Here is a 17,209-nt window from a genome sequence, read left to right on the forward strand (position 1 = left end):
TCCACCTAGCCGTCCCGGCGTGGTTCGGGCAGGGGGGACTGATGAAGTTTCGATGAAGGGCCCTCCGGAGCGCCCCGTTTACAGCCGCGGGGGCGGCTCGTAAGAGCGAAGGTGAGGGCGCGGCCTCGCCTGCCCAAGGCGGCAGCCGGTGCGCCCGAGGGAACGGAACCGAGGGAAGCCCGATCATGAGCGACGCCGACGACATCCTCTTCGAGACGCTGGAGGGCGGGATTGCCCGCGTCACCTTCAACCGGCCCCAGGCGCGCAACGCCTTCACCTTCGCCATGTACGAGCGGCTGGGCGCCTTCTGCGAGGAGGTCGCGGAGGACAAGTCGGTCCGCGCCATCATCCTGACCGGCGCGGGCGACAAGGCCTTCGCCGCCGGCACCGACATCAACCAGTTCCGCGCCTTCAAGACGCCCGAGGACGCGATCCAGTACGAGGAGCGGATCGGCCGCATCGTCACCAAGCTGGAGTCCTGCCCGAAGCCGATCATCGCCGCCATCAACGGGGCCTGCACCGGCGGCGGCGGGGCCATCGCAGCCTCCTGCGACATCCGGGTCGGCGCGGCGAATGCCCGATTCGGCTTCCCGATCGCCCGGACGCTCGGCAACATTCTCTCCATGGGGGCCTTCTCGCGGCTGGTGGCGCTGGTCGGCCCCTCCCGCGTCAAGGAGATGATCTTCACCGCCCGCCTCTATGACGCGGAGGAGGCGAAGTCGATGGGCCTGCTGCACGAGGTGGTGCCGGAGGGCGGCGACCTGCAGGCGCGCGCCCTGGAGCTGGCCCGCACCATCGCCAACAATGCCCCGCTGACGCTGCGCGCCACCAAGGAGGCGATCGCCCGGCTGCGGCCGCAGATCAGCTCCGAGGAGGGCCGCGACCTGGTGCTGATGTGCTACATGAGCCAGGACTTCCGCGAAGGCATGGACGCCTTCCTGAACAAGCGCACCCCGGTCTGGAAAGGCGAATGACCCGCGGCGGGGGAGGGTTCTCCCCCGGGCGCCCCATGTCCATCTGAAGCATTCAGCTACCGGAGGCCGGCCGCCCTGGCCGGCTTCCCCAGAGAAGGCCGTCTCCCCGATGATCCCCCGCCTTGCCGCCTTGCCCGCTCCGGCCGCGCCCGCCCTGGCCTTCCTGGACGAGCTGCGGCTGCGCGGCTTCGCCGGCGAAATCTCCGCCCGCTTCGACGACCGCACCGTCATGGCGACGGACAACTCCATCTATCAGCGCCAGCCGCAGGCCGTGGTCTTCCCGCGCGATGCGGAGGATCTGGTGCGGATCGCGAAGGTCTCGGCCGATCCCCGCTTCGCCGGCGTGCATTTCGCCCCGCGCGGCGGCGGCACCGGCACCAACGGCCAATCGCTGACCGACGGCATCGTGGTGGATGTCTCCCGCCACATGAACCGCATCCTGGAGATCAACCAGGAGGAGGGCTGGGTGCGGGTCGAGCCCGGCCTGGTGAAGGACGCGCTGAACGCGGCGCTGAAGCCGCTCGGCCTGTTCTTCGCCCCCGAATGCTCCACCAGCAACCGGGCGACGCTCGGCGGCATGATCAGCACCGATGCCTGCGGCCAGGGCTCCTGCCTCTACGGCAAGACGCGCGACCACGTGCTGGCGCTGAAGGTCGTGCTGCTGGACGGCACGGTGTGGGATTCCGCGCCGCTGGACGAGGCGGCGCTGACCACCGTCGCCCGCCGGCAGGACATGGTGGGCGCCATCCACCGCGTCGCCGACGGCATCGCGCGCGAGCAGGCGCAGCTCATCGCCGACCGCTTCCCGCCGCTGAACCGCTGCCTGACCGGCTACGACCTCGCCCATCTGCGCGACGACCAGGGGCGATTCAACCTGAACGCGGTGCTCTGCGGCTCCGAGGGCACGCTGGCGATGATCGCCGAGGCGAAGATCCGCGTGCTGCCCATCCCGAAGCGCAGCGCGCTGATCAACCTGCGCTACGACAGCTTCGACGCCGCCCTGCGTGACGCCCGCACGCTGATGGCGCTCGGCGCCGCATCGGTGGAGACGGTGGATAGCAAGGTGCTCGGCCTGGCGCGTGACGACATCGTCTGGGAGGGCATCAAGGAGTTCTTCCCCGACGATCCGGAAGGTGCGGCCGCCGGCATCAACCTGATCGAGTTCGTCGGCGACACCGAGGCGGAGGTGCGCGCCAGGCTCGACCCGGTGGAGGACCTGCTGAAGGCCGAAGGCCGCGCCGCCGGCCGGCGCGGCTACACCGTCGCCTGGGACGCGGCGGGCGAGCGCATCCAGGGCATGCGCAAGCGCGGCGTCGGGCTGCTCGGCAACATGCAGGGCGAGAAGCGGCCGATCCCCTTCGTCGAGGACACCGCCGTGCCGCCGGAGAACCTGGCGGACTATATCGCCGAGTTCCGCGCGGCGCTGGACCGGCGCGGCCTGGAATACGGCATGTTCGGCCATGTGGATGCCGGCGTGCTGCATGTGCGCCCGGCCATCGACATGAAGGCCGAGGGCGCCGAGCGGATGATCCGCGAGGTTTCCGACGAGGTCTTCGCCCTGACCCGCAAGTATGGCGGCCTGCTCTGGGGCGAGCATGGCAAGGGCGTGCGCTCGGAATACGTGCCGGAGGTCTTCGGTCCGCTCTATCCCAGCCTGCAGGCCCTGAAGGCGGCCTTCGACCCGCGCAACCAGCTCAACCCCGGCAAGATCGCGGCGCCGGATGGCGAGGCGCTGCTGGCCATCGACAAGGTGCCGATGCGCGGCCAGCTCGACCGCACCATTCCGCAGCCGGTGCGCGCCGCCTATGACGAGGCGCTGCACTGCAACGGCAACGGCGCCTGCTTCAACTGGGACCCGCTGGACGCGATGTGCCCCTCCTTCAAGGCGATGGGCGACCGGCGCCACTCGCCGAAGGGCCGCGCCAGCCTGTTCCGCGAATGGCTGCGGCAGCTCTCGGACGCGGGCGTGGACCCGGCCGCCGAGGCCGAGCGGCTGCGCGCCGGCACCGGTGCGGGCGGCTTCTGGTCCCGCCTGCGCAACACGCTGGCGCGGAACAAGGGCGAGGTGGACTTCTCCAACGAGGTGAAGGACGCCATGGATGGCTGCCTCGCCTGCAAGTCCTGCTCCGGCCAGTGCCCGATCAAGGTGGACGTACCGAGCTTCCGCGCGAAGTTCCTGGAACTCTACTACGGCCGCTACCTGCGCCCGCCGAAGGACCATGCGGTGGGCAGCCTGGAATGGATGCTGCCGCTCGGCGCGCGGATGCCGGGCCTCGCCAATGCGCTGCTCGGCAGCGCCGTGGGGCGCTGGATGACGGCGAAGGTGGGTCTGGTGGATGCGCCGCTGCTCAGCGGCATCGATCTGCCGCGGGAGGCTGCCGCGCGTGGCGTCGCGCTCGCCACACGGGAGGCATTGGCCGGGGTGCCGGAGGGCGAGCGCGAGCGGCATGTCGTCATCGTGCAGGATGCCTTCACCACCCATTTCGAGACGGGTCTGGTGCTGGACTTCGCCGAGGCGCTGCAGCGCATGGGCTTCACGCCCTGGCTGGCGCCCTTCCGCCCGAACGGCAAGCCGCTGCACGTGCATGGCTTTCTCGGCGCCTTCCGCCGGCAGGCGCAGGCGAACACCGACATGCTTCGCGAACTGGCGCAGAGCGGCGTGGCGCTGATCGGCATCGACCCCTCGATGACGCTGACCTATCGCGGCGAGTATCCGGGCATGGTGCGCAACGTTCCGCGCGTGCTGCTGCCGCAGGAGTTCCTTGCGAAGCGCCTCGCTTTGTTGCCGCAGCTGCCGGCGGGGGAGGGCTTCGCGCTGCTGCCGCATTGCACCGAGCGCACCAATGCCGCCGGTTCCGTCAAGGAGTGGCAGGCGGTCTTCGCCCGGCTTGGAGCACCGCTGAAGGTGCTGGCCTCGGGCTGCTGTGGCATGTCCGGCACCTATGGGCACGAGGCGGAGCACCAGGAGGTCTCCCGCCGGCTCTATGAGCTGGGCTGGCAGCAGCATGTGGCGGCGGAAGGCGAGCGCCTGCTCGTCACCGGCTATTCCTGCCGTAGTCAGGTGAAGCGCTTCGAGGGCGTATCGCTGAAGCACCCGATTCAGGCCTTGCTGCTGCGCCTGCGCGAAGCGCCCACTGTGGTTGAGCCGGCACCGCAGCAGGTGGCGGCGTAAAACTCGAAGGAAAAAGAAGGGGGCCTGGGGGAATTCATTCCCCCAGACTTCCCTGTTCCAGGAATGCCCGCACCAGCCGCGCGCGGGCCGCATTGCGCGTCCAGAGCAACCCGAGGCGCCGGGGCGGGAAGGGGCGGGGCAGGCTGTGCTTCGCAAGCGCCAGCCCCGCCGGCCAGGGTGGCGCCCAGTCCGGCACCAGCGAGACGCCCAGACCGCGATCCACCATGACGGCGATGGCATCCAGCGCATCGAGTTCGAAGCGGTCGCGCGGGCGGATGCGCGCCTCGCGCAGGTAGCGGTCGGCGAGGCGGCCGCCCCACTGGTTGCGGTCGTAGCGGATGAAGGGTTCGCTGCTGAGCAGCGCGTGCGGGTCGGTCTGCCGCAGGGCGGCGGGAGCCAGCACGACCAGCGGCTCCTCGCGCAGCAGGCGCCATTCGCAGCTTTTCGGCAGGGCGAATTCCGGCTGCACGATCAGCGCCGCGTCCAGCTCGCCCAGCAGCACGCGGCGGTAAAGCTCCGTGGAGATGCCGGGGGAAATATGCATCTCCAGTTGCGGATAGCGCGTGGCCATGCGGGCCAGCATGGCGGGAAGCAGGCCGGTCAGGGCGGTGGCGATGGCGCCGAGGCGCAGCTCGCCGGCCAGGCCGCCGCCGGCGGCGCTGTCGCGCAGGTCGCGCACCTCCCGCAGCAGGATGCGGGCGCGCTCCAGGATGGCGAGGCCCGCCTCGGAGGCAGCGACGCTGCGGCCGGCGCGCAGCAGCAGCGGCGCCTCCAGCTCGGCCTCCAGCGCGCGGATGCGCTGGGCCAGGGCGGCGGGCGTCAGGTGCAGGCGGCGGGCCGCGGCGGCGATCGAACCTTCCTCGACCACGGCCACGAAGCTCTCCAGGAAGCGCGTGTCCATCGGAAAGGAAAACTATCTTCCGAAAGCGGGAAAGGAAGGGTTTTTCTTTGCCCTCGCCCTGTCCAGACTGGCCGCTGAACCGACTTGGGAGAATGGCCATGGATCTGGGCCTCAAGGGCCGGACGGCGCTGGTGCTGGGCGCCGGCGGCGGTCTGGGCGGCGCCATCGCCAAGGCGCTGGCGGCCGAGGGCGCGAAGCTGGCGCTGGCCGATATCAGCGCCGAGGGGCTGAAGCGCATCGAGGGCGAGGTGAAGGCGCTCGGCGCCGAGGCGATGGCCATCGAATGGGACCTCGCCGACCTCGCCGCGATCGACGGCCACGTGCAGCGGATCGAGGAGACGCTCGGCCCGGTGCAGGTGCTGGTGAACAACACCGGCGGCCCGCCGCCGACGCCGGCCAGCGGCCAGGACCCGGCGCTCTGGGCGAAGCACTTCAACGCCATGGTGCTCTCCGTCATCGCGCTGACCGACCGCGTGCTGCCGGGCATGAAGGCGGCGAAGTGGGGCCGCGTCATCACCAGCACCTCCTCGGGCGTGGTGGCGCCGATCCCCAATCTCGGCATCTCCAACGCGCTGCGCTCGACGCTGGTGGGCTGGTCCAAGACGCTCTCGCGCGAGGTGGCGCGGGACGGCATCACGGTGAACATCGTGCTGCCCGGCCGCGTGGCGACCGACCGCATCAGGTTCCTCGACGAGCAGAAGGCGAAGCGCGAGGGCCGCGCGGTGGAGGAGGTCTCCGCCGAGAGCACCGGCTCCATCCCCGCTGGCCGCTACGGCAAGCCGGAGGAGTATGGCGACGTGGTGGCCTTCCTCGCCTCGGCGCGCGCCTCCTACGTGAACGGCTCGGTCATCCGCGTGGATGGCGGGCTGATCCCCAGCATCTGAGACTGCAACAGGACCTTCCGACAATGGCCGTGGACGTTCTTCCGCTCGACCCGAAGATCATCGAGACCCTTTCCGGCATCTCCACCGCGACGCTGACGACGGTGCTGCTGAAGAAGGGCCTGCGCAACGTGTGGATGCGCGGCACCCGCCCGCTGAAGCCGGGCCAGCCGCGCCTCGTCGGCCGTGCCTTCACGCTGCGCTTCGTGCCCGCGCGCGAGGACCTGGCGACGCCGGCCTCCTGGTCCAACCCGATCTCCACCCGCTCGGCGATCGAGGCGATGCCCGAGGGCGTCATCGCCATCGCCGACGCGATGGGCGTGACCGATGCCGGCATCTTCGGCGACATCCTCTGCGCGCGCATGGCGAAGCGGAAGGTGGCGGCGCTGATCACCGATGGCGTGGTGCGCGACGGGGCCGGCGTCATCGGCACCGGCCTGCCGGTGTGGTGCCAGGGCAACGCGGCGCCGCCCTCGGTGGCCGGCCTCACCTTCATCAACTGGCAGGAGCCGGTGGGCTGCGGCGGCGTCGCCGTCTTCCCGAACGATGTCGTGGTCGTGGATGACGACGGCGCCGTGCTGATCCCGCAGGCGCTGGTGGACGAGGTGACCGGGCTCGCCGCCGAACAGGAGGCGCAGGAGAGCTGGATCATGGGCGAGGTGGAAGGCGGCGCGGCGCTGCCGGGCCTCTATCCGCCGAATGCCGAGAACAAGGCGCGCTACGAGGCGAGCCGCAGGAAGAGCTGACCGGCCCCTGGCGCCACGCCCTCCGGGAGAGGGGGCGGGCGCCGCGTGGCGCCTGGAGGAAAGGAACCGGAATGATGAACCTGACGCGTCGCAGCCTCGGGCTGCTGGGGGCGGGCGCCCTGCTGGCCCGCCCGGCGCTTGCCGCCACCACCTGGCCGGGTGACCGGCCGATCATGGTGATCGTGCCCTATCCGCCGGGCGGCGGGGTGGACCAGATGGCGCGGATGATCCTGCCCGCCGTGCAGCGCCATCTGCCCGGAGCCACCTTCGTGGTGGAGAACCGGCCGGGCGCCGGCAGCCAGATCGGCATGGAGGCCGCCTTCAACGCGCGCCCCGATGGCTACACGCTGGGTGCGGTCTCCTCGCCGGCGCTGATGACGATCCCCTTCGAGCGGCCGGTCCGCTACAAGGTGAACGAGCTCTCCTACATCGCGAATGTGGTGGATGATCCCGGCGGGCTCTGGGTGAACAAGGACTCCCCCATCCGCGACCTCGCCGACCTGCTGGCGCGCGCGAAGAAGGAGCCGGGAATGCTGAGCCTCGGCACCACCGGCATCGGCTCGGACGACCATCTGCTGATGCTGCTGGTGGAGGAGGCAGTGCCGGGCGCCCGCTTCAGCCATGTGCCCTTCAACGGCGCGGCGCCGCTGCAGACCGCCGTGCTGGGCGGTCATCTCGATCTCGGCTGCTTCAACGTCAGCGAGGGCCTGCCGGGCTTCCGCGACGGGCGCTTCCGCTGCCTCGCGCAGGGCGGCGCGGAACGCGATCCCTCCTTGCCCGAGGTGCCGACGCTGAAGGAGCAGGGCGTCTCCGTGGTGGCGACCGCTCAGCGCGGCATCGTCGGGCCGCCGGGCCTGCCGGAGGAGATGCAGCGGAAGTTGACGGCGGCCTTCGCCGCGGCCCTGGCGGACCCGCAATTCCTGGCGGATGCCAAGCGTGCGGGCCTGCCGGTGCAGGGCGCGGTCGGCGCGCAGTACCGCGAGGCGGTGCTTGGCCTGGACGGCAAGCTGCAGGATATGTGGGCCCGCAAGCCCTGGCGCGACCAGTAAGGGCGCGCGACGCCGTGGCCGCTCCATGCGGCCACGGCAGGCGGGTTCAGACCGCCTTCTTCAGGTTCGGCGAGGCCTTGAAGCGCACGGTCTTGCCAGCCTTCACCTTCACCGGCTCGCCGGTGCGCGGGTTCACCGCCTTGCGCGCCTTGGTCTTGCGCACGGAGAAGGTGCCGAAGCTCGGCAGGGTGAAGCCGCCGCTCTTCTTCATCTCCTTGATGATCGCCGCGACCAGGTCGCTCGCCGCGCGATTGGCGGCGACGCCGGTGCAGCCGACGGAATCCTGGATCACCTGGGAGAGGAAGGCTTTCGACATCTGTGTGTGACTCTCGTTGCTGGCAGCGGGCTTTTTTTGACCGCCGGAATCGTTGGCGGCGCTGCTTAGCAAGTGCCGAAGCCGCTGGCCAGCATTCCCGTGCCGCTGCTGCTTCAAAACGGCGGTGCGCGGCAGACTCCGGGCAGAGGGCGTGCGGGGGCGGCGCCGCCCCCGCCCATGCTAGAGCATTTTGTTTTGACGAGCATCTTCACCCGTTCCGATGATGCCATCGGAGCGGGATCTGCTCTAGCTGGCGGCGGCCAGGCTGCCGGTGTCGCGGGATGCCTTCCAGGCGGTGAGCCGCGCCAGCGCCTCGTCCAGCACCTCCATCCGCTTGCAGAAGGCGAAGCGCACGAAGTGGTGCGGCGCATCCGCCCCTGCATAGAAGGCGGAGACCGGAATCGCCGTCACCTTTGCCGTCTCGGTGATGTGGCGGCAGAAGGCCACGTCATCGCCCGCGAATCCGAGCGGCGTGAAGTCGGCGGTAACGAAGTAGCTGCCCTGGCTGGTCAGCACGCCGAAGCCGAGTGCCGCCAGCCCGGCCGAAAGCCGGTCGCGCTTCGCCTGCAGGTCGGCGGCGAGTTCGGTGAAGTAGCGATCATCCTTCGCCAGGCCGACGGCCACCGCGCGCTGCAAATTCGGCGCGGTGGTGAAGGTCAGGTTCTGGTGCGCCTTGGCGACATTTGGCGCCAGGCTGCGGTCGCAGGTGATGTAGCCGACCTTCCAGCCCGTGAGGTTGAAGGTCTTGCCCGCCGAGCCGATACGCAGGCAGCGCTCGCGCATGCCCGGCAGGGTCATCAGCGGAATGTGCTTCCAGCCGTCGAAGGTCAGGTGCTCATAGACCTCGTCGCAGATGGCGTAGGTGTCGTGCCGCTGGCACAGCTCGGCGATGAAGGCGAGCTCGGCGGCGGTGAACACCTTGCTGGCCGGGTTCATCGGCGAGTTGAGCAGGATCGCCTTGGTCTTGGGGCCGAAGGCGGCGGCCAGCTCGGCCCGCGGCAGCTCCCATTTGGGCGGCGAGAGGCGCACCAGCTTCGGCACCGCACCGAGCAGCTTCACCACCGGCAGGTAGGTGTCGTAGAGCGGCTCCAGCAGCACCACCTCGTCGCCCGGGTTCAGCACCGCCATCAGGCAGGCCGTCAGGGCCTCGGTGGCGCCGGAGGTCACCACCACCTCGGCGTTCGGGTCGATCTCCAGCCCGTAGAAGCGCCGATTCGCGGCCGCCACCGCCTGGCGCAGCTCGGGCAGGCCGGTCAGCGGGGGATACTGGTTGCGGTTGTCGAGCAGCGCCTCGGCGGCGGCGCGCACCACGTCCTCCGGCCCATCATAGTCGGGGAAGCCCTGGCCGAGATTGATCGCGCCATGCTGCACGGCCAGGGCCGACATCACGGTGAAGACGGTGGTTCCGGTGGCGGAGAGCAGGTCGTTCTGCGGCTTCATCGAAGGGTGCGGTATCCCTGAAGGCGCCCCATGGCGGAGGGTCGGGGCTGGCGCGGCCCGACGCTCCGGGGCTGTCGAACCCCGCGCCCCGGCCTCGGGCGAAGCGGGGATAATGGGTGCCTCGGCCCTGGCGTGCAACCATTCCTGGCGCATGGCTGCCACTTCGGCAGGCAGCCTGCCTTATCGGCGGGCGAAGCCCTGTCTAAGCTTCCGCAAAAACCCTTCCCATCCCATTGCCGGCTTGGCCTGCCTCATGCAACACAGCAACTCGAACCGCCCCGGCGCCCGTGACGGTCAAGGAAGGGGCGGCAACCCGGGAGGAGGAAAGGACGGCACGCACCCCGCGGCGGCGATCAGCGCCGAAAAGGGGGGTGGGCCGGAACGGAGCCGATGAAGAAGATCGAGGCGATCATCAAGCCCTTCAAGCTCGATGAGGTGAAGGACGCGCTGCACGAGATCGGGCTGCAGGGCCTGACGGTGCTCGAGGCGAAGGGATTCGGCCGCCAGAAGGGTCACACCGAGCTGTACCGCGGCGCCGAATACGTCGTCGACTTTCTGCCCAAGGTGAAGATCGAGGTGGTCTGCTCCGACGACGTGGCCGAGCGCGCCATCGAGGCCATCCAGGCCGCGGCGCGCACCGGGCGGATCGGCGACGGCAAGATCTTCGTCTCCGACGTGCAGGAGGTGATCCGCATCCGCACCGGCGAACGGGGCGAGGACGCGGTCTAAGCGCAGGTTTTCCGGCCGCCCCCGCCTGGGGAGGCGGTTGGCCGGCTGAGGCGGCGGCAGGGGGCGGCTCTTCGGGGCACCCCCTGCCCATGCCGCCGCGGGGACGGGGGAGGGCCCTGGTCCCGCGGACTTCTTGAAGTGTCTTAGGGGAACAGGACCGCACACGATGGCGAAGAAGCCTACCGCAGTGTCCAGCAATGCCGTCTCCAAGGTCATGGAGATGATCAAGGAGAACAGCGTCGAGTACGTGGACTTCCGGTTCACGGACCCGCGCGGCAAGTGGCAACACACCGCCCAGCACGTCTCCACCATCGAGGAGGAGATCTTCACGGACGGCATCATGTTCGACGGCTCCTCGATCGCCGGCTGGAAGGCGATCAACGAGTCCGACATGATCCTGATGCCGGATGCGGCATCCGCCTGCATGGACCCGTTCGCCGCGAAGCCGCAGCTGATCCTGTTCTGCGACATCATCGAGCCCTCCACCGGTCAGGCCTACAACCGCGACCCGCGCTCGACCGCGAAGAAGGCCGAGGCCTATCTCGCCTCCACCGGCATCGGTGACACCGCCTTCTTCGGCCCCGAGGCCGAGTTCTTCATTTTCGACAACGTGAAGTTCGGCACGGGTGGCAACTACGGCATCTACCAGCTCGACAGCGTCGAGGGTCCGGGTGCCAGCCTGAAGGATTTCCCCGAGGGCAACATGGGCCACCGCCCGGTGGTCAAGGGCGGCTACTTCCCGGTCCCGCCGGTCGACAGCGAGAGCGACCTGCGCGCCGAGATGCTCTCGACCATGATCGAGATGGGCGTCGCCGGCGAGAAGCACCACCACGAGGTGGCGCAGTCGCAGCATGAGCTCGGCACGAAGTTCGGTCCGCTGGTGCAGCAGGCCGACCACATGCAGATCTACAAGTACGTCATCCACAACGTCGCGCACAGCTACGGCAAGACGGCGACCTTCATGCCGAAGCCGATCTATGGCGACAACGGCTCGGGCATGCACGTGCACCAGTCGATCTGGAAGGCGGGCAAGCCGGTCTTTGCCGGCAACGGCTATGCCGACCTGTCCGACCAGGCGCTGTGGTACATCGGCGGCATCATCAAGCACGCCAAGGCGCTGAACGCCTTCACCAACCCGTCCACCAACTCCTACAAGCGCCTGATCCCGGGCTTCGAGGCGCCGGTGCTGCTGGCCTATTCCGCCCGCAACCGCTCGGCCTCCTGCCGCATCCCCTACGCGACGAGCCCGAAGGCGAAGCGCGTCGAGGTCCGCTTCCCCGACCCGACCGCCAACCCCTACCTGGCCTTCGCCGCCATGCTGATGGCCGGCCTCGATGGCATCAAGAACAAGATCCATCCGGGCGAGGCGATGGACAAGGACCTCTACGACCTGCCGCCGGAGGAGCTGAAGGGCATCCCGACGGTCTGCGGCTCGCTGCGCGAGGCGCTGGAGTCGCTCGCCGCCGACCACGAGTTCCTGCTCGCCGGCGACGTCTTCACCCAGGACCAGATCGAGAGCTACATCGAGCTGAAGTGGTCCGAGGTGTACAAGTTCGAGCACACCCCGCACCCGGTCGAGTTCGAGATGTACTACTCCGTCTGAACCGCGCAGCGGTTTGGACCGTCTGAACCGCGCTGCGGTTTGGGCAAACGGAAGCGCCCCGGGGGAAACCCCGGGGCGTTTTTTCTTGGGCCGGAAGACTCAGGCGGCCCGGTCGGCGGCCTCCCGCGCCGCCGCGGGCTTGCCGAAGCGGCTGAGGTTGGCGTCGCCCCAGTCCTTCAGGGCAAGCAGGATGGGCTCGATGCTGCGCCCCAGGGGGGAGAGGCTGTACTCCACCTTGGGCGGCACCTGGGCATAGACGCGGCGCTCGATCAGCCCATCCTCCTCCAGTTCCCGCAGCTGATTTGTCAGCATGCGCTGCGTGACGCCGGGGATCTGCCGCCGGATCTCGTTGAAGCGCAGGGTGCCGCCCAGGAGGTGGAACAGCACCACGCATTTCCACTTGCCGTCGATCAGGCTGATCGCCGCTTCCACCGCGCAGCCGGGATTGCAGTCGAGGCGCAGGTGCCGGGCCTTGGCCATCACGGTATCCTTTTCAACACTATGGGCGGTGCTTGTGCGTATTGGCTCCTCACGACGGTAGGCACAGTTGGAGGCCATTGCAAACGGAGCGAAGCCGATGAAAGCCGTTGCCTATCAGTCCGCCGGTCCGCTGGAGCGCGCGGACGCGCTGGTCGACGTCCAGCTCGACAAGCCGGTGCCGCACGGGCGGGATCTCCTGGTCGAGGTCCAGGCCATCTCGGTCAACCCGGCCGACTACAAGGTCCGGCGCAGCGTTCCGGCCGAGCCGGGGCAGTGGAAGGTGCTTGGTTGGGACGCCGTCGGGACGGTGGTCGCCGCCGGCGAGGGCGTGCGCTCCTTCAACCCCGGGGACGAGGTCTTCTATGCAGGATCGCTGATCCGCCCAGGGACCAACAGCGAGTTCCACCTGGTCGATGAGCGCATCGTCGGCCGCAAGCCGGCCTCGCTCACGGCGGCGGAGGCGGCGGCGCTGCCGCTGACCGCGATCACGGCCTGGGAAATGCTGTTCGACCGCCTGGACGTGGCGCGGCCCGTGCCCGGCGCGGCCAAGGCCGTCCTGATCATCGGCGGTGCCGGCGGCGTCGGTTCGCTGGCGATCCAGCTGCTTCGCGCGCTGACCGACCTGACGGTGATCGCGACCGCCTCACGCCCGGAGACCCGAAGCTGGGTGAAGGAGCTGGGCGCGCATCACGTGGTGGATCACCATGCGCCACTGGCCGCTCAGGTGGCGGCCTTGGGGATCGGGGCGCCGGCCTTCGTCTTCTCGACCAATGAAACGCATCGCCAGCTCGACGAGATCGCCGCGCTGATCGCGCCGCAGGGCCGCTTCGGCCTGATCGACGATCCGGAGACGCTGGATGTCGTGGGCTTCAAGCGCAAGTCGGTCTCGATCCACTGGGAGCTGATGTTCACGCGCCCGATCTTCGAAACCGCCGACATGGAGGAGCAGGGCAAGCTGCTGAACAGGCTCGCCGGGCTGGTGGATGCGGGCCGTATCCGCACCACGCTGACCGAGCGGATGTCGCCGATCAACGCGGCCAATCTCAGGAAGGCGCATGCGCTGCTGGAAAGCGGCAAGGCCAAAGGCAAGATCGTGCTGGAAGGCTTCTGAAGCGCGGCGGGGGCAGGAGCGGCACGAAGGCCGCTCCTGCCCATCCTCAGGCCACGGCTAGGTGCTTCGCGCCATCCCGCAGCGAGGCCTCGCTGATGCGGATACCGAGCCCCGGCGCATCCGGCACCACCACCGCGCCGTCCTTGTTGGGAATGCGCTCCTCCAGCACGTCCTCGGTCAGCACGTGGTGTGGCATGTAGAACTCGCAGCCGAGCGAGATGCCGGGCGTGGCCGCGATGAGCTGCGTGCCGGCGGCGAGCGCGATGCCGCCCTCCCACAGCGTGCCGCCATAGCCCGGCAGGCCGGCGGTGTCGGCAATGGCCATCATCGCCTGCGCCTTCAGCAGCCCGCCGCATTTCATCAGCTTGACCGAGATGGCGTCCGCCGCCTGCCGCCGCACCACTTCCAGCAGGTCGGTGGCGTCGAAGCAGCTCTCGTCAGCCAGGACGGGCGTGTCGAGCGCATGGGCGAAGCCGGCCATGGCATCGAGGTGGCGGCGCGGCACTGGCTGCTCGATGAAGGTGGGGCGGAAGCGGTCCACGTCGCGCAGGATGGTCATGGCGCCGAAGGGCTCCAGCGCCTGGTTGTAGTCGAGGCGCAGGTCCACCTTGTCGCCGAAGGCGCCGCGGATGGCCTCCAGATGCGCCATGTCCTCGGCATGCGGCTTCACGCCGGTCTTCACCTTGAACAGCCGGTGGCCGCCGGCGACCATGGTGTGCATCCGCTCCAGATCGGCGCCGAAGTCCGGATCGGCGATGGAGAAGGAGAGGGGGATGCTGTCGCGCACGCGGCCGCCGAGCAGGTCGGCCACGCTCATCCCGGTGGATTTCCCGAGGATGTCGAGCAGCGCCATTTCCACCGCCACCTTGCTCTCGGGGTGGCCGACCAGGGTGCGGTCCATCGCCGCCATCAGCGTCCTGAGCCGCCGCGCATCGGCGCCGAGGATCAGCGGCCGCAGGTAGCGGTCGAGCGCGGCAAAGGCGCCCTCCGGCGTGCCGGTGAAGACTTCCCAGGGGGCGGCCTCGCCCCAGCCCACGACGCCGTCCCGCGTGGTCAGCTCCAGCAGCACCCGCCGGACGCTGCCCTTCACGGCGCCCACGCCCTGGGCGCGGGCCATCTTGATCGGGCTTTCCACCAGGAAAACCCGCATGCGGTCGATGATGGGAGCCTGGCTCATCTCAGTTCTCGCGCTGGCGGTGGAAGTGGGAGAGGAAGGCGCGCGTCGCCTCCTCGCGCGGCGCGTCGATCACCTGCCGCGCCGGGCCGTCCTCCAGGATGACGCCGTCCCGCAGGAAGACGACGCGGTCGGCCACCTCGCGCGCGAAGGCGATCTCGTGGGTCACGATCACCATGGTCATGCCCTCGGCGGCGAGCGACTGCATGACGCCCAGCACCTCGCCCACCAGCTCGGGGTCGAGCGCGCTGGTGGCCTCGTCGAACAGCATCACCGCCGGCTCCATGGCCAGCGCGCGGGCGATGGCGACGCGCTGCTTCTGCCCGCCCGAGAGCCGGCTCGGATACTGCTCGACCTTGTCGGCCAGCCCGACCTTGGCGAGCAGGTTGCGCGCCAGCGCCTCGGCCTGCGGCTTCGCCATCCGGCGCACCGTGACGGGGCCTTCCATCACATTGGCCAGCGCCGACATGTGCGGGAAGAGGTTGAACTGCTGGAAGACCATGCCGGTCGCGGCGCGGAACTTCGCCATCTCGCCGGTGCCGGGCAGGCTGGCGCCCTCACCGAAGCGGAAGCTCCGCGCGCCGACGCGCACGGCGCCGCCATCCGGCACCACCAGCAGGTTCAGGCAGCGCAGCAGGGTGGACTTGCCGGAGCCGGAGGGGCCGATCAGCGCGACCACCTCGCCGGGCGCCACCGTCAGGTCCACGCTGCGCAGCACGGTGTGGTCGCCGAAGACCTTCTTCAGCCCGGCGACCTCGATCATCGGAGCGGTGCTCATCGGGGCGGCTCCTCTCAATCGGCCCGCGCCAGGCGGCGCTCCAGGCGGCCGACCAGCAGTGTCAGCGGGAACAGCACGGCGAAATAGAGGACGGCGACCAGGGTATAGATCTCCAGCGGCCGGTAGCTGTCATGCGCGGCGGCCTGGCCCTGGTAGAGCAGGTCCGGCACCGCCAGCACCGAGACCAGCGAGGTGTTCTTGAGCTGGATGATGGACTGGTTCATCAGGGGCGGCACCATGCGCTTGAGCGCCTGCGGCAGCACGATGCGGCGCATGGCCTGGCCGGGCGTCATGCCCAGAGCGAGTGCGGCCTCGGTCTGTCCCGCCTCGATGGAGGCGATGCCGCCGCGCACGATCTCGGCGTAGAAGGCGCCGCCATAGAGGGAGAGGGCGAGCACGGCGGCGGTGGTCGCCGTCATCTCGATGCCGGCCAGGATCGGCAGGGCGTAGTAGAACCAGACGAGCTGCACGAGGATCGGCGTGCAGCGGAACACCTCGACATAGGCCTGCGCCAGCCAGCGAAGCGGTGCGAAGCGCGCGAGGCGCAGCAGCCCCGCGGCCAGCCCGACGACGAGCCCGAGCACGACGATGGCGATGGTGAAGGCGAGGGTGACGAGGAGGCCGTTCCAGAAGAGCCAGCGATAGCTCCAGAGGATCGAGAAGTCCCATTGGTACATCGGGCAGGGCGTCCGTTGAGCAGGCGGCAGCGTCCGGCACCGGAGCGATGGCCGTGCAGCTCCGGGACCCTGCCGGGAATGCAGGGGTCCGGGGAGGCTCAGCCTCCCCGGCGGGGAAGTCCAGAAGGGGCGGCGCCCCTTCTGGCTGCGCTCAGAGCGTGATGCCCGGCGGGAAGTCGGACTCCGAGATGCCCACCAGTTCCATGTTCTTCAGGATCACGGAGCGGACGAAGCCCAGCCCCTTGTTGAACTCGATCCAGGTATTGACGAAGTCGCGCCAGGTCTTGTCCTGCTCGCGGCGGAAGCCGGCATTGGAGGTGGTGGCGAAGACCGGCTGCGGCACGACGACATGGCCGACATTGGGGTTCTTCTTCACCGCCGTCAGCGCCAGCATCATCACCAGGCACTGCGCGTCCACGCGGCCGGCCTGCACGGCCATGGTCGCCTCGTCCACCGACTTGAAGCGGCTGATCTGCGCCTTCGGCAGCAGGCGCGTCGCCACCTGGTCCTGCGAGGAGCCGACATCGGTGGAGATGCGCATCTCCGGCTTGTTCAGCTCGTCCCACGTCTTGGGCTCGAAGCCCTTCTTGGCGATGAAGCTGAAGGCGTTGCTGAAGCAGGGGACGGAGAAGTCGATGACCAGCGCGCGCTTCGGCGTCGGGTTCAGGCCGAAGAAGATGTCGATCTTGTTGGACTGCAGGTCGAGGACGGCGTTGCCCCAGGTGGTCTCGGACAGTTCCAGCTCGGCCTCAAGCTCCTCGGCGAGGGCGGTGACGAGGTCGATGTAGAAGCCGCTCCATTTCCCGCTGGCGAGGTCCTTGTGATAGTAGGGCGCCGCGCCGGCGACCGCGGCGGTGCGCAGCTTCTTGGTGCGGCGGATGCGCTCGAAGGTGGATTCGCCGCTCGCGCCCTGGGCGGCGGCGGGCGTGGCGGCGGAGGCCGCGGCAGCGAGGGCGAAGCCCGCGGCGGTCCCGATCATGCGGCGTGACACCATGGTTCCTGTCTCCTGTTGCGGCGCGCGCATGCGGCACTGTGCCGGAGCGTCGCGGCCGGTCGTGGGGCATCCCTGTTGTCCTGGCGGAGCCGCCTGCGCGGCTTTTCCCGCTTCATAGACCGAGTTTGCCGCGCCGGGGAGGGTAGGGCCATGACCCACCGGCTGTTAAACGCCCTTCGCCACC

Annotated in this window: 16 protein-coding genes; 8 read left to right on the top strand and 8 right to left on the bottom strand. The window is 69.4% G+C overall.

The window, feature by feature from the left end; all coding sequences use genetic code 11:
* The first annotated feature begins 185 nt into the window (after positions 1-185).
* Both QMO56_RS03595 and QMO56_RS03600 read left to right on the top strand, forming a co-directional pair.
* On the top strand, positions 186-974 hold the full coding sequence (locus QMO56_RS03595) for an enoyl-CoA hydratase/isomerase family protein (RefSeq protein ID WP_283523667.1): 789 nt from the start codon (positions 186-188) through the stop codon (positions 972-974).
* Positions 975-1,083: 109 nt separating this feature from the next.
* On the top strand, positions 1,084-4,146 hold the full coding sequence (locus QMO56_RS03600; protein WP_283523668.1) for an FAD-binding and (Fe-S)-binding domain-containing protein: 3,063 nt from the start codon (positions 1,084-1,086) through the stop codon (positions 4,144-4,146).
* A gap of 34 nt (positions 4,147-4,180) precedes the next feature.
* Here QMO56_RS03600 and QMO56_RS03605 read toward each other — a convergent pair whose 3' ends face one another.
* Positions 4,181-5,047 (bottom strand): LysR family transcriptional regulator, encoded by an 867-nt coding sequence (locus tag QMO56_RS03605; RefSeq protein ID WP_283523669.1) that lies wholly within the window; start codon positions 5,045-5,047, stop codon positions 4,181-4,183.
* A gap of 98 nt (positions 5,048-5,145) precedes the next feature.
* On the opposite strand from QMO56_RS03605, the gene QMO56_RS03610 reads away from it, so the two are divergent.
* The 3 genes from QMO56_RS03610 to QMO56_RS03620 all read left to right on the top strand — a co-directional run bounded on the left by QMO56_RS03610 (position 5,146) and on the right by QMO56_RS03620 (position 7,723).
* The gene (locus QMO56_RS03610; RefSeq protein WP_283523670.1) at positions 5,146-5,931 is read left to right on the top strand and encodes an SDR family oxidoreductase; all 786 of its coding nucleotides are present in this window, start codon (positions 5,146-5,148) and stop codon (positions 5,929-5,931) included.
* 23 nt (positions 5,932-5,954) lie between these two features.
* On the top strand, positions 5,955-6,674 hold the full coding sequence (locus QMO56_RS03615) for a ribonuclease activity regulator RraA (protein WP_283523671.1): 720 nt from the start codon (positions 5,955-5,957) through the stop codon (positions 6,672-6,674).
* 74 nt (positions 6,675-6,748) lie between these two features.
* Positions 6,749-7,723, top strand: a complete 975-nt coding sequence (locus tag QMO56_RS03620) for a tripartite tricarboxylate transporter substrate binding protein (RefSeq protein ID WP_283523672.1) — start codon at positions 6,749-6,751, stop codon at positions 7,721-7,723.
* A 46-nt stretch (positions 7,724-7,769) separates the two neighbouring features.
* Here QMO56_RS03620 and QMO56_RS03625 read toward each other — a convergent pair whose 3' ends face one another.
* Both QMO56_RS03625 and QMO56_RS03630 read right to left on the bottom strand, forming a co-directional pair.
* A complete protein-coding gene (locus QMO56_RS03625) occupies positions 7,770-8,039 on the bottom strand; it encodes an HU family DNA-binding protein (RefSeq protein WP_283523673.1) in 270 nt (89 codons plus the stop codon).
* 246 nt (positions 8,040-8,285) lie between these two features.
* Entirely contained in the window at positions 8,286-9,479 is a 1,194-nt protein-coding gene (locus QMO56_RS03630; RefSeq protein WP_283523674.1) for an aminotransferase, read from the bottom strand.
* A 390-nt stretch (positions 9,480-9,869) separates the two neighbouring features.
* Here QMO56_RS03630 and QMO56_RS03635 point away from each other — a divergent pair, with 390 nt between their 5' ends.
* Together QMO56_RS03635 and glnA are read left to right on the top strand one after the other, a co-directional pair.
* Entirely contained in the window at positions 9,870-10,208 is a 339-nt protein-coding gene (locus tag QMO56_RS03635; protein WP_160935019.1) for a P-II family nitrogen regulator, read from the top strand.
* A gap of 166 nt (positions 10,209-10,374) precedes the next feature.
* On the top strand, positions 10,375-11,811 hold the full coding sequence (gene glnA / locus QMO56_RS03640; protein WP_283523675.1) for a type I glutamate--ammonia ligase: 1,437 nt from the start codon (positions 10,375-10,377) through the stop codon (positions 11,809-11,811).
* 99 nt (positions 11,812-11,910) lie between these two features.
* On the opposite strand, the gene QMO56_RS03645 is transcribed toward glnA, so the two are convergent.
* On the bottom strand, positions 11,911-12,291 hold the full coding sequence (locus QMO56_RS03645; protein WP_283523676.1) for a helix-turn-helix domain-containing protein: 381 nt from the start codon (positions 12,289-12,291) through the stop codon (positions 11,911-11,913).
* Between the two features lie 97 nt (positions 12,292-12,388).
* On the opposite strand from QMO56_RS03645, the gene QMO56_RS03650 reads away from it, so the two are divergent.
* Positions 12,389-13,402, top strand: a complete 1,014-nt coding sequence (locus QMO56_RS03650) for a zinc-binding alcohol dehydrogenase family protein (RefSeq protein WP_283523677.1) — start codon at positions 12,389-12,391, stop codon at positions 13,400-13,402.
* 46 nt (positions 13,403-13,448) lie between these two features.
* Here the strand turns inward: QMO56_RS03650 and QMO56_RS03655 are convergent, their stop codons facing one another.
* From QMO56_RS03655 to QMO56_RS03670, 4 genes are all read right to left on the bottom strand, one after another.
* Entirely contained in the window at positions 13,449-14,579 is a 1,131-nt protein-coding gene (locus QMO56_RS03655; protein ID WP_283523678.1) for an enolase C-terminal domain-like protein, read from the bottom strand.
* A gap of 1 nt (position 14,580) precedes the next feature.
* Positions 14,581-15,354 (bottom strand): amino acid ABC transporter ATP-binding protein, encoded by a 774-nt coding sequence (locus QMO56_RS03660; RefSeq protein ID WP_283523679.1) that lies wholly within the window; start codon positions 15,352-15,354, stop codon positions 14,581-14,583.
* A 14-nt stretch (positions 15,355-15,368) separates the two neighbouring features.
* A complete protein-coding gene (gene ehuC / locus QMO56_RS03665; protein ID WP_283523680.1) occupies positions 15,369-16,031 on the bottom strand; it encodes an ectoine/hydroxyectoine ABC transporter permease subunit EhuC in 663 nt (220 codons plus the stop codon).
* A gap of 151 nt (positions 16,032-16,182) precedes the next feature.
* Complete coding sequence (locus QMO56_RS03670; RefSeq protein ID WP_283523681.1) at positions 16,183-17,025, bottom strand: transporter substrate-binding domain-containing protein; 843 nt, start codon at positions 17,023-17,025, stop codon at positions 16,183-16,185.
* Positions 17,026-17,209: the final 184 nt, after the last annotated feature.

This window comes from Roseomonas sp. E05, assembly GCF_030063475.1.
GTDB lineage: Bacteria > Pseudomonadota > Alphaproteobacteria > Acetobacterales > Acetobacteraceae > Pseudoroseomonas.

What these genes read in the sequence shown, in the direction of transcription:
- QMO56_RS03595 (WP_283523667.1), top strand. Translation starts at nt 186, where the DNA reads ATGAGCGACGCCGACGACATCCTCTTCGAGACGCTGGAGGGCGGGATT.
- QMO56_RS03600 (WP_283523668.1), top strand. Translation starts at nt 1,084, where the DNA reads ATGATCCCCCGCCTTGCCGCCTTGCCCGCTCCGGCCGCGCCCGCCCTG.
- QMO56_RS03605 (WP_283523669.1), bottom strand. Translation starts at nt 5,047, where the DNA reads ATGGACACGCGCTTCCTGGAGAGCTTCGTGGCCGTGGTCGAGGAAGGT.
- QMO56_RS03610 (WP_283523670.1), top strand. Translation starts at nt 5,146, where the DNA reads ATGGATCTGGGCCTCAAGGGCCGGACGGCGCTGGTGCTGGGCGCCGGC.
- QMO56_RS03615 (WP_283523671.1), top strand. Translation starts at nt 5,955, where the DNA reads ATGGCCGTGGACGTTCTTCCGCTCGACCCGAAGATCATCGAGACCCTT.
- QMO56_RS03620 (WP_283523672.1), top strand. Translation starts at nt 6,749, where the DNA reads ATGAACCTGACGCGTCGCAGCCTCGGGCTGCTGGGGGCGGGCGCCCTG.
- QMO56_RS03625 (WP_283523673.1), bottom strand. Translation starts at nt 8,039, where the DNA reads ATGTCGAAAGCCTTCCTCTCCCAGGTGATCCAGGATTCCGTCGGCTGC.
- QMO56_RS03630 (WP_283523674.1), bottom strand. Translation starts at nt 9,479, where the DNA reads ATGAAGCCGCAGAACGACCTGCTCTCCGCCACCGGAACCACCGTCTTC.
- QMO56_RS03635 (WP_160935019.1), top strand. Translation starts at nt 9,870, where the DNA reads ATGAAGAAGATCGAGGCGATCATCAAGCCCTTCAAGCTCGATGAGGTG.
- glnA (WP_283523675.1), top strand. Translation starts at nt 10,375, where the DNA reads ATGGCGAAGAAGCCTACCGCAGTGTCCAGCAATGCCGTCTCCAAGGTC.
- QMO56_RS03645 (WP_283523676.1), bottom strand. Translation starts at nt 12,291, where the DNA reads ATGGCCAAGGCCCGGCACCTGCGCCTCGACTGCAATCCCGGCTGCGCG.
- QMO56_RS03650 (WP_283523677.1), top strand. Translation starts at nt 12,389, where the DNA reads ATGAAAGCCGTTGCCTATCAGTCCGCCGGTCCGCTGGAGCGCGCGGAC.
- QMO56_RS03655 (WP_283523678.1), bottom strand. Translation starts at nt 14,579, where the DNA reads ATGAGCCAGGCTCCCATCATCGACCGCATGCGGGTTTTCCTGGTGGAA.
- QMO56_RS03660 (WP_283523679.1), bottom strand. Translation starts at nt 15,354, where the DNA reads ATGAGCACCGCTCCGATGATCGAGGTCGCCGGGCTGAAGAAGGTCTTC.
- ehuC (WP_283523680.1), bottom strand. Translation starts at nt 16,031, where the DNA reads ATGTACCAATGGGACTTCTCGATCCTCTGGAGCTATCGCTGGCTCTTC.
- QMO56_RS03670 (WP_283523681.1), bottom strand. Translation starts at nt 17,025, where the DNA reads ATGGTGTCACGCCGCATGATCGGGACCGCCGCGGGCTTCGCCCTCGCT.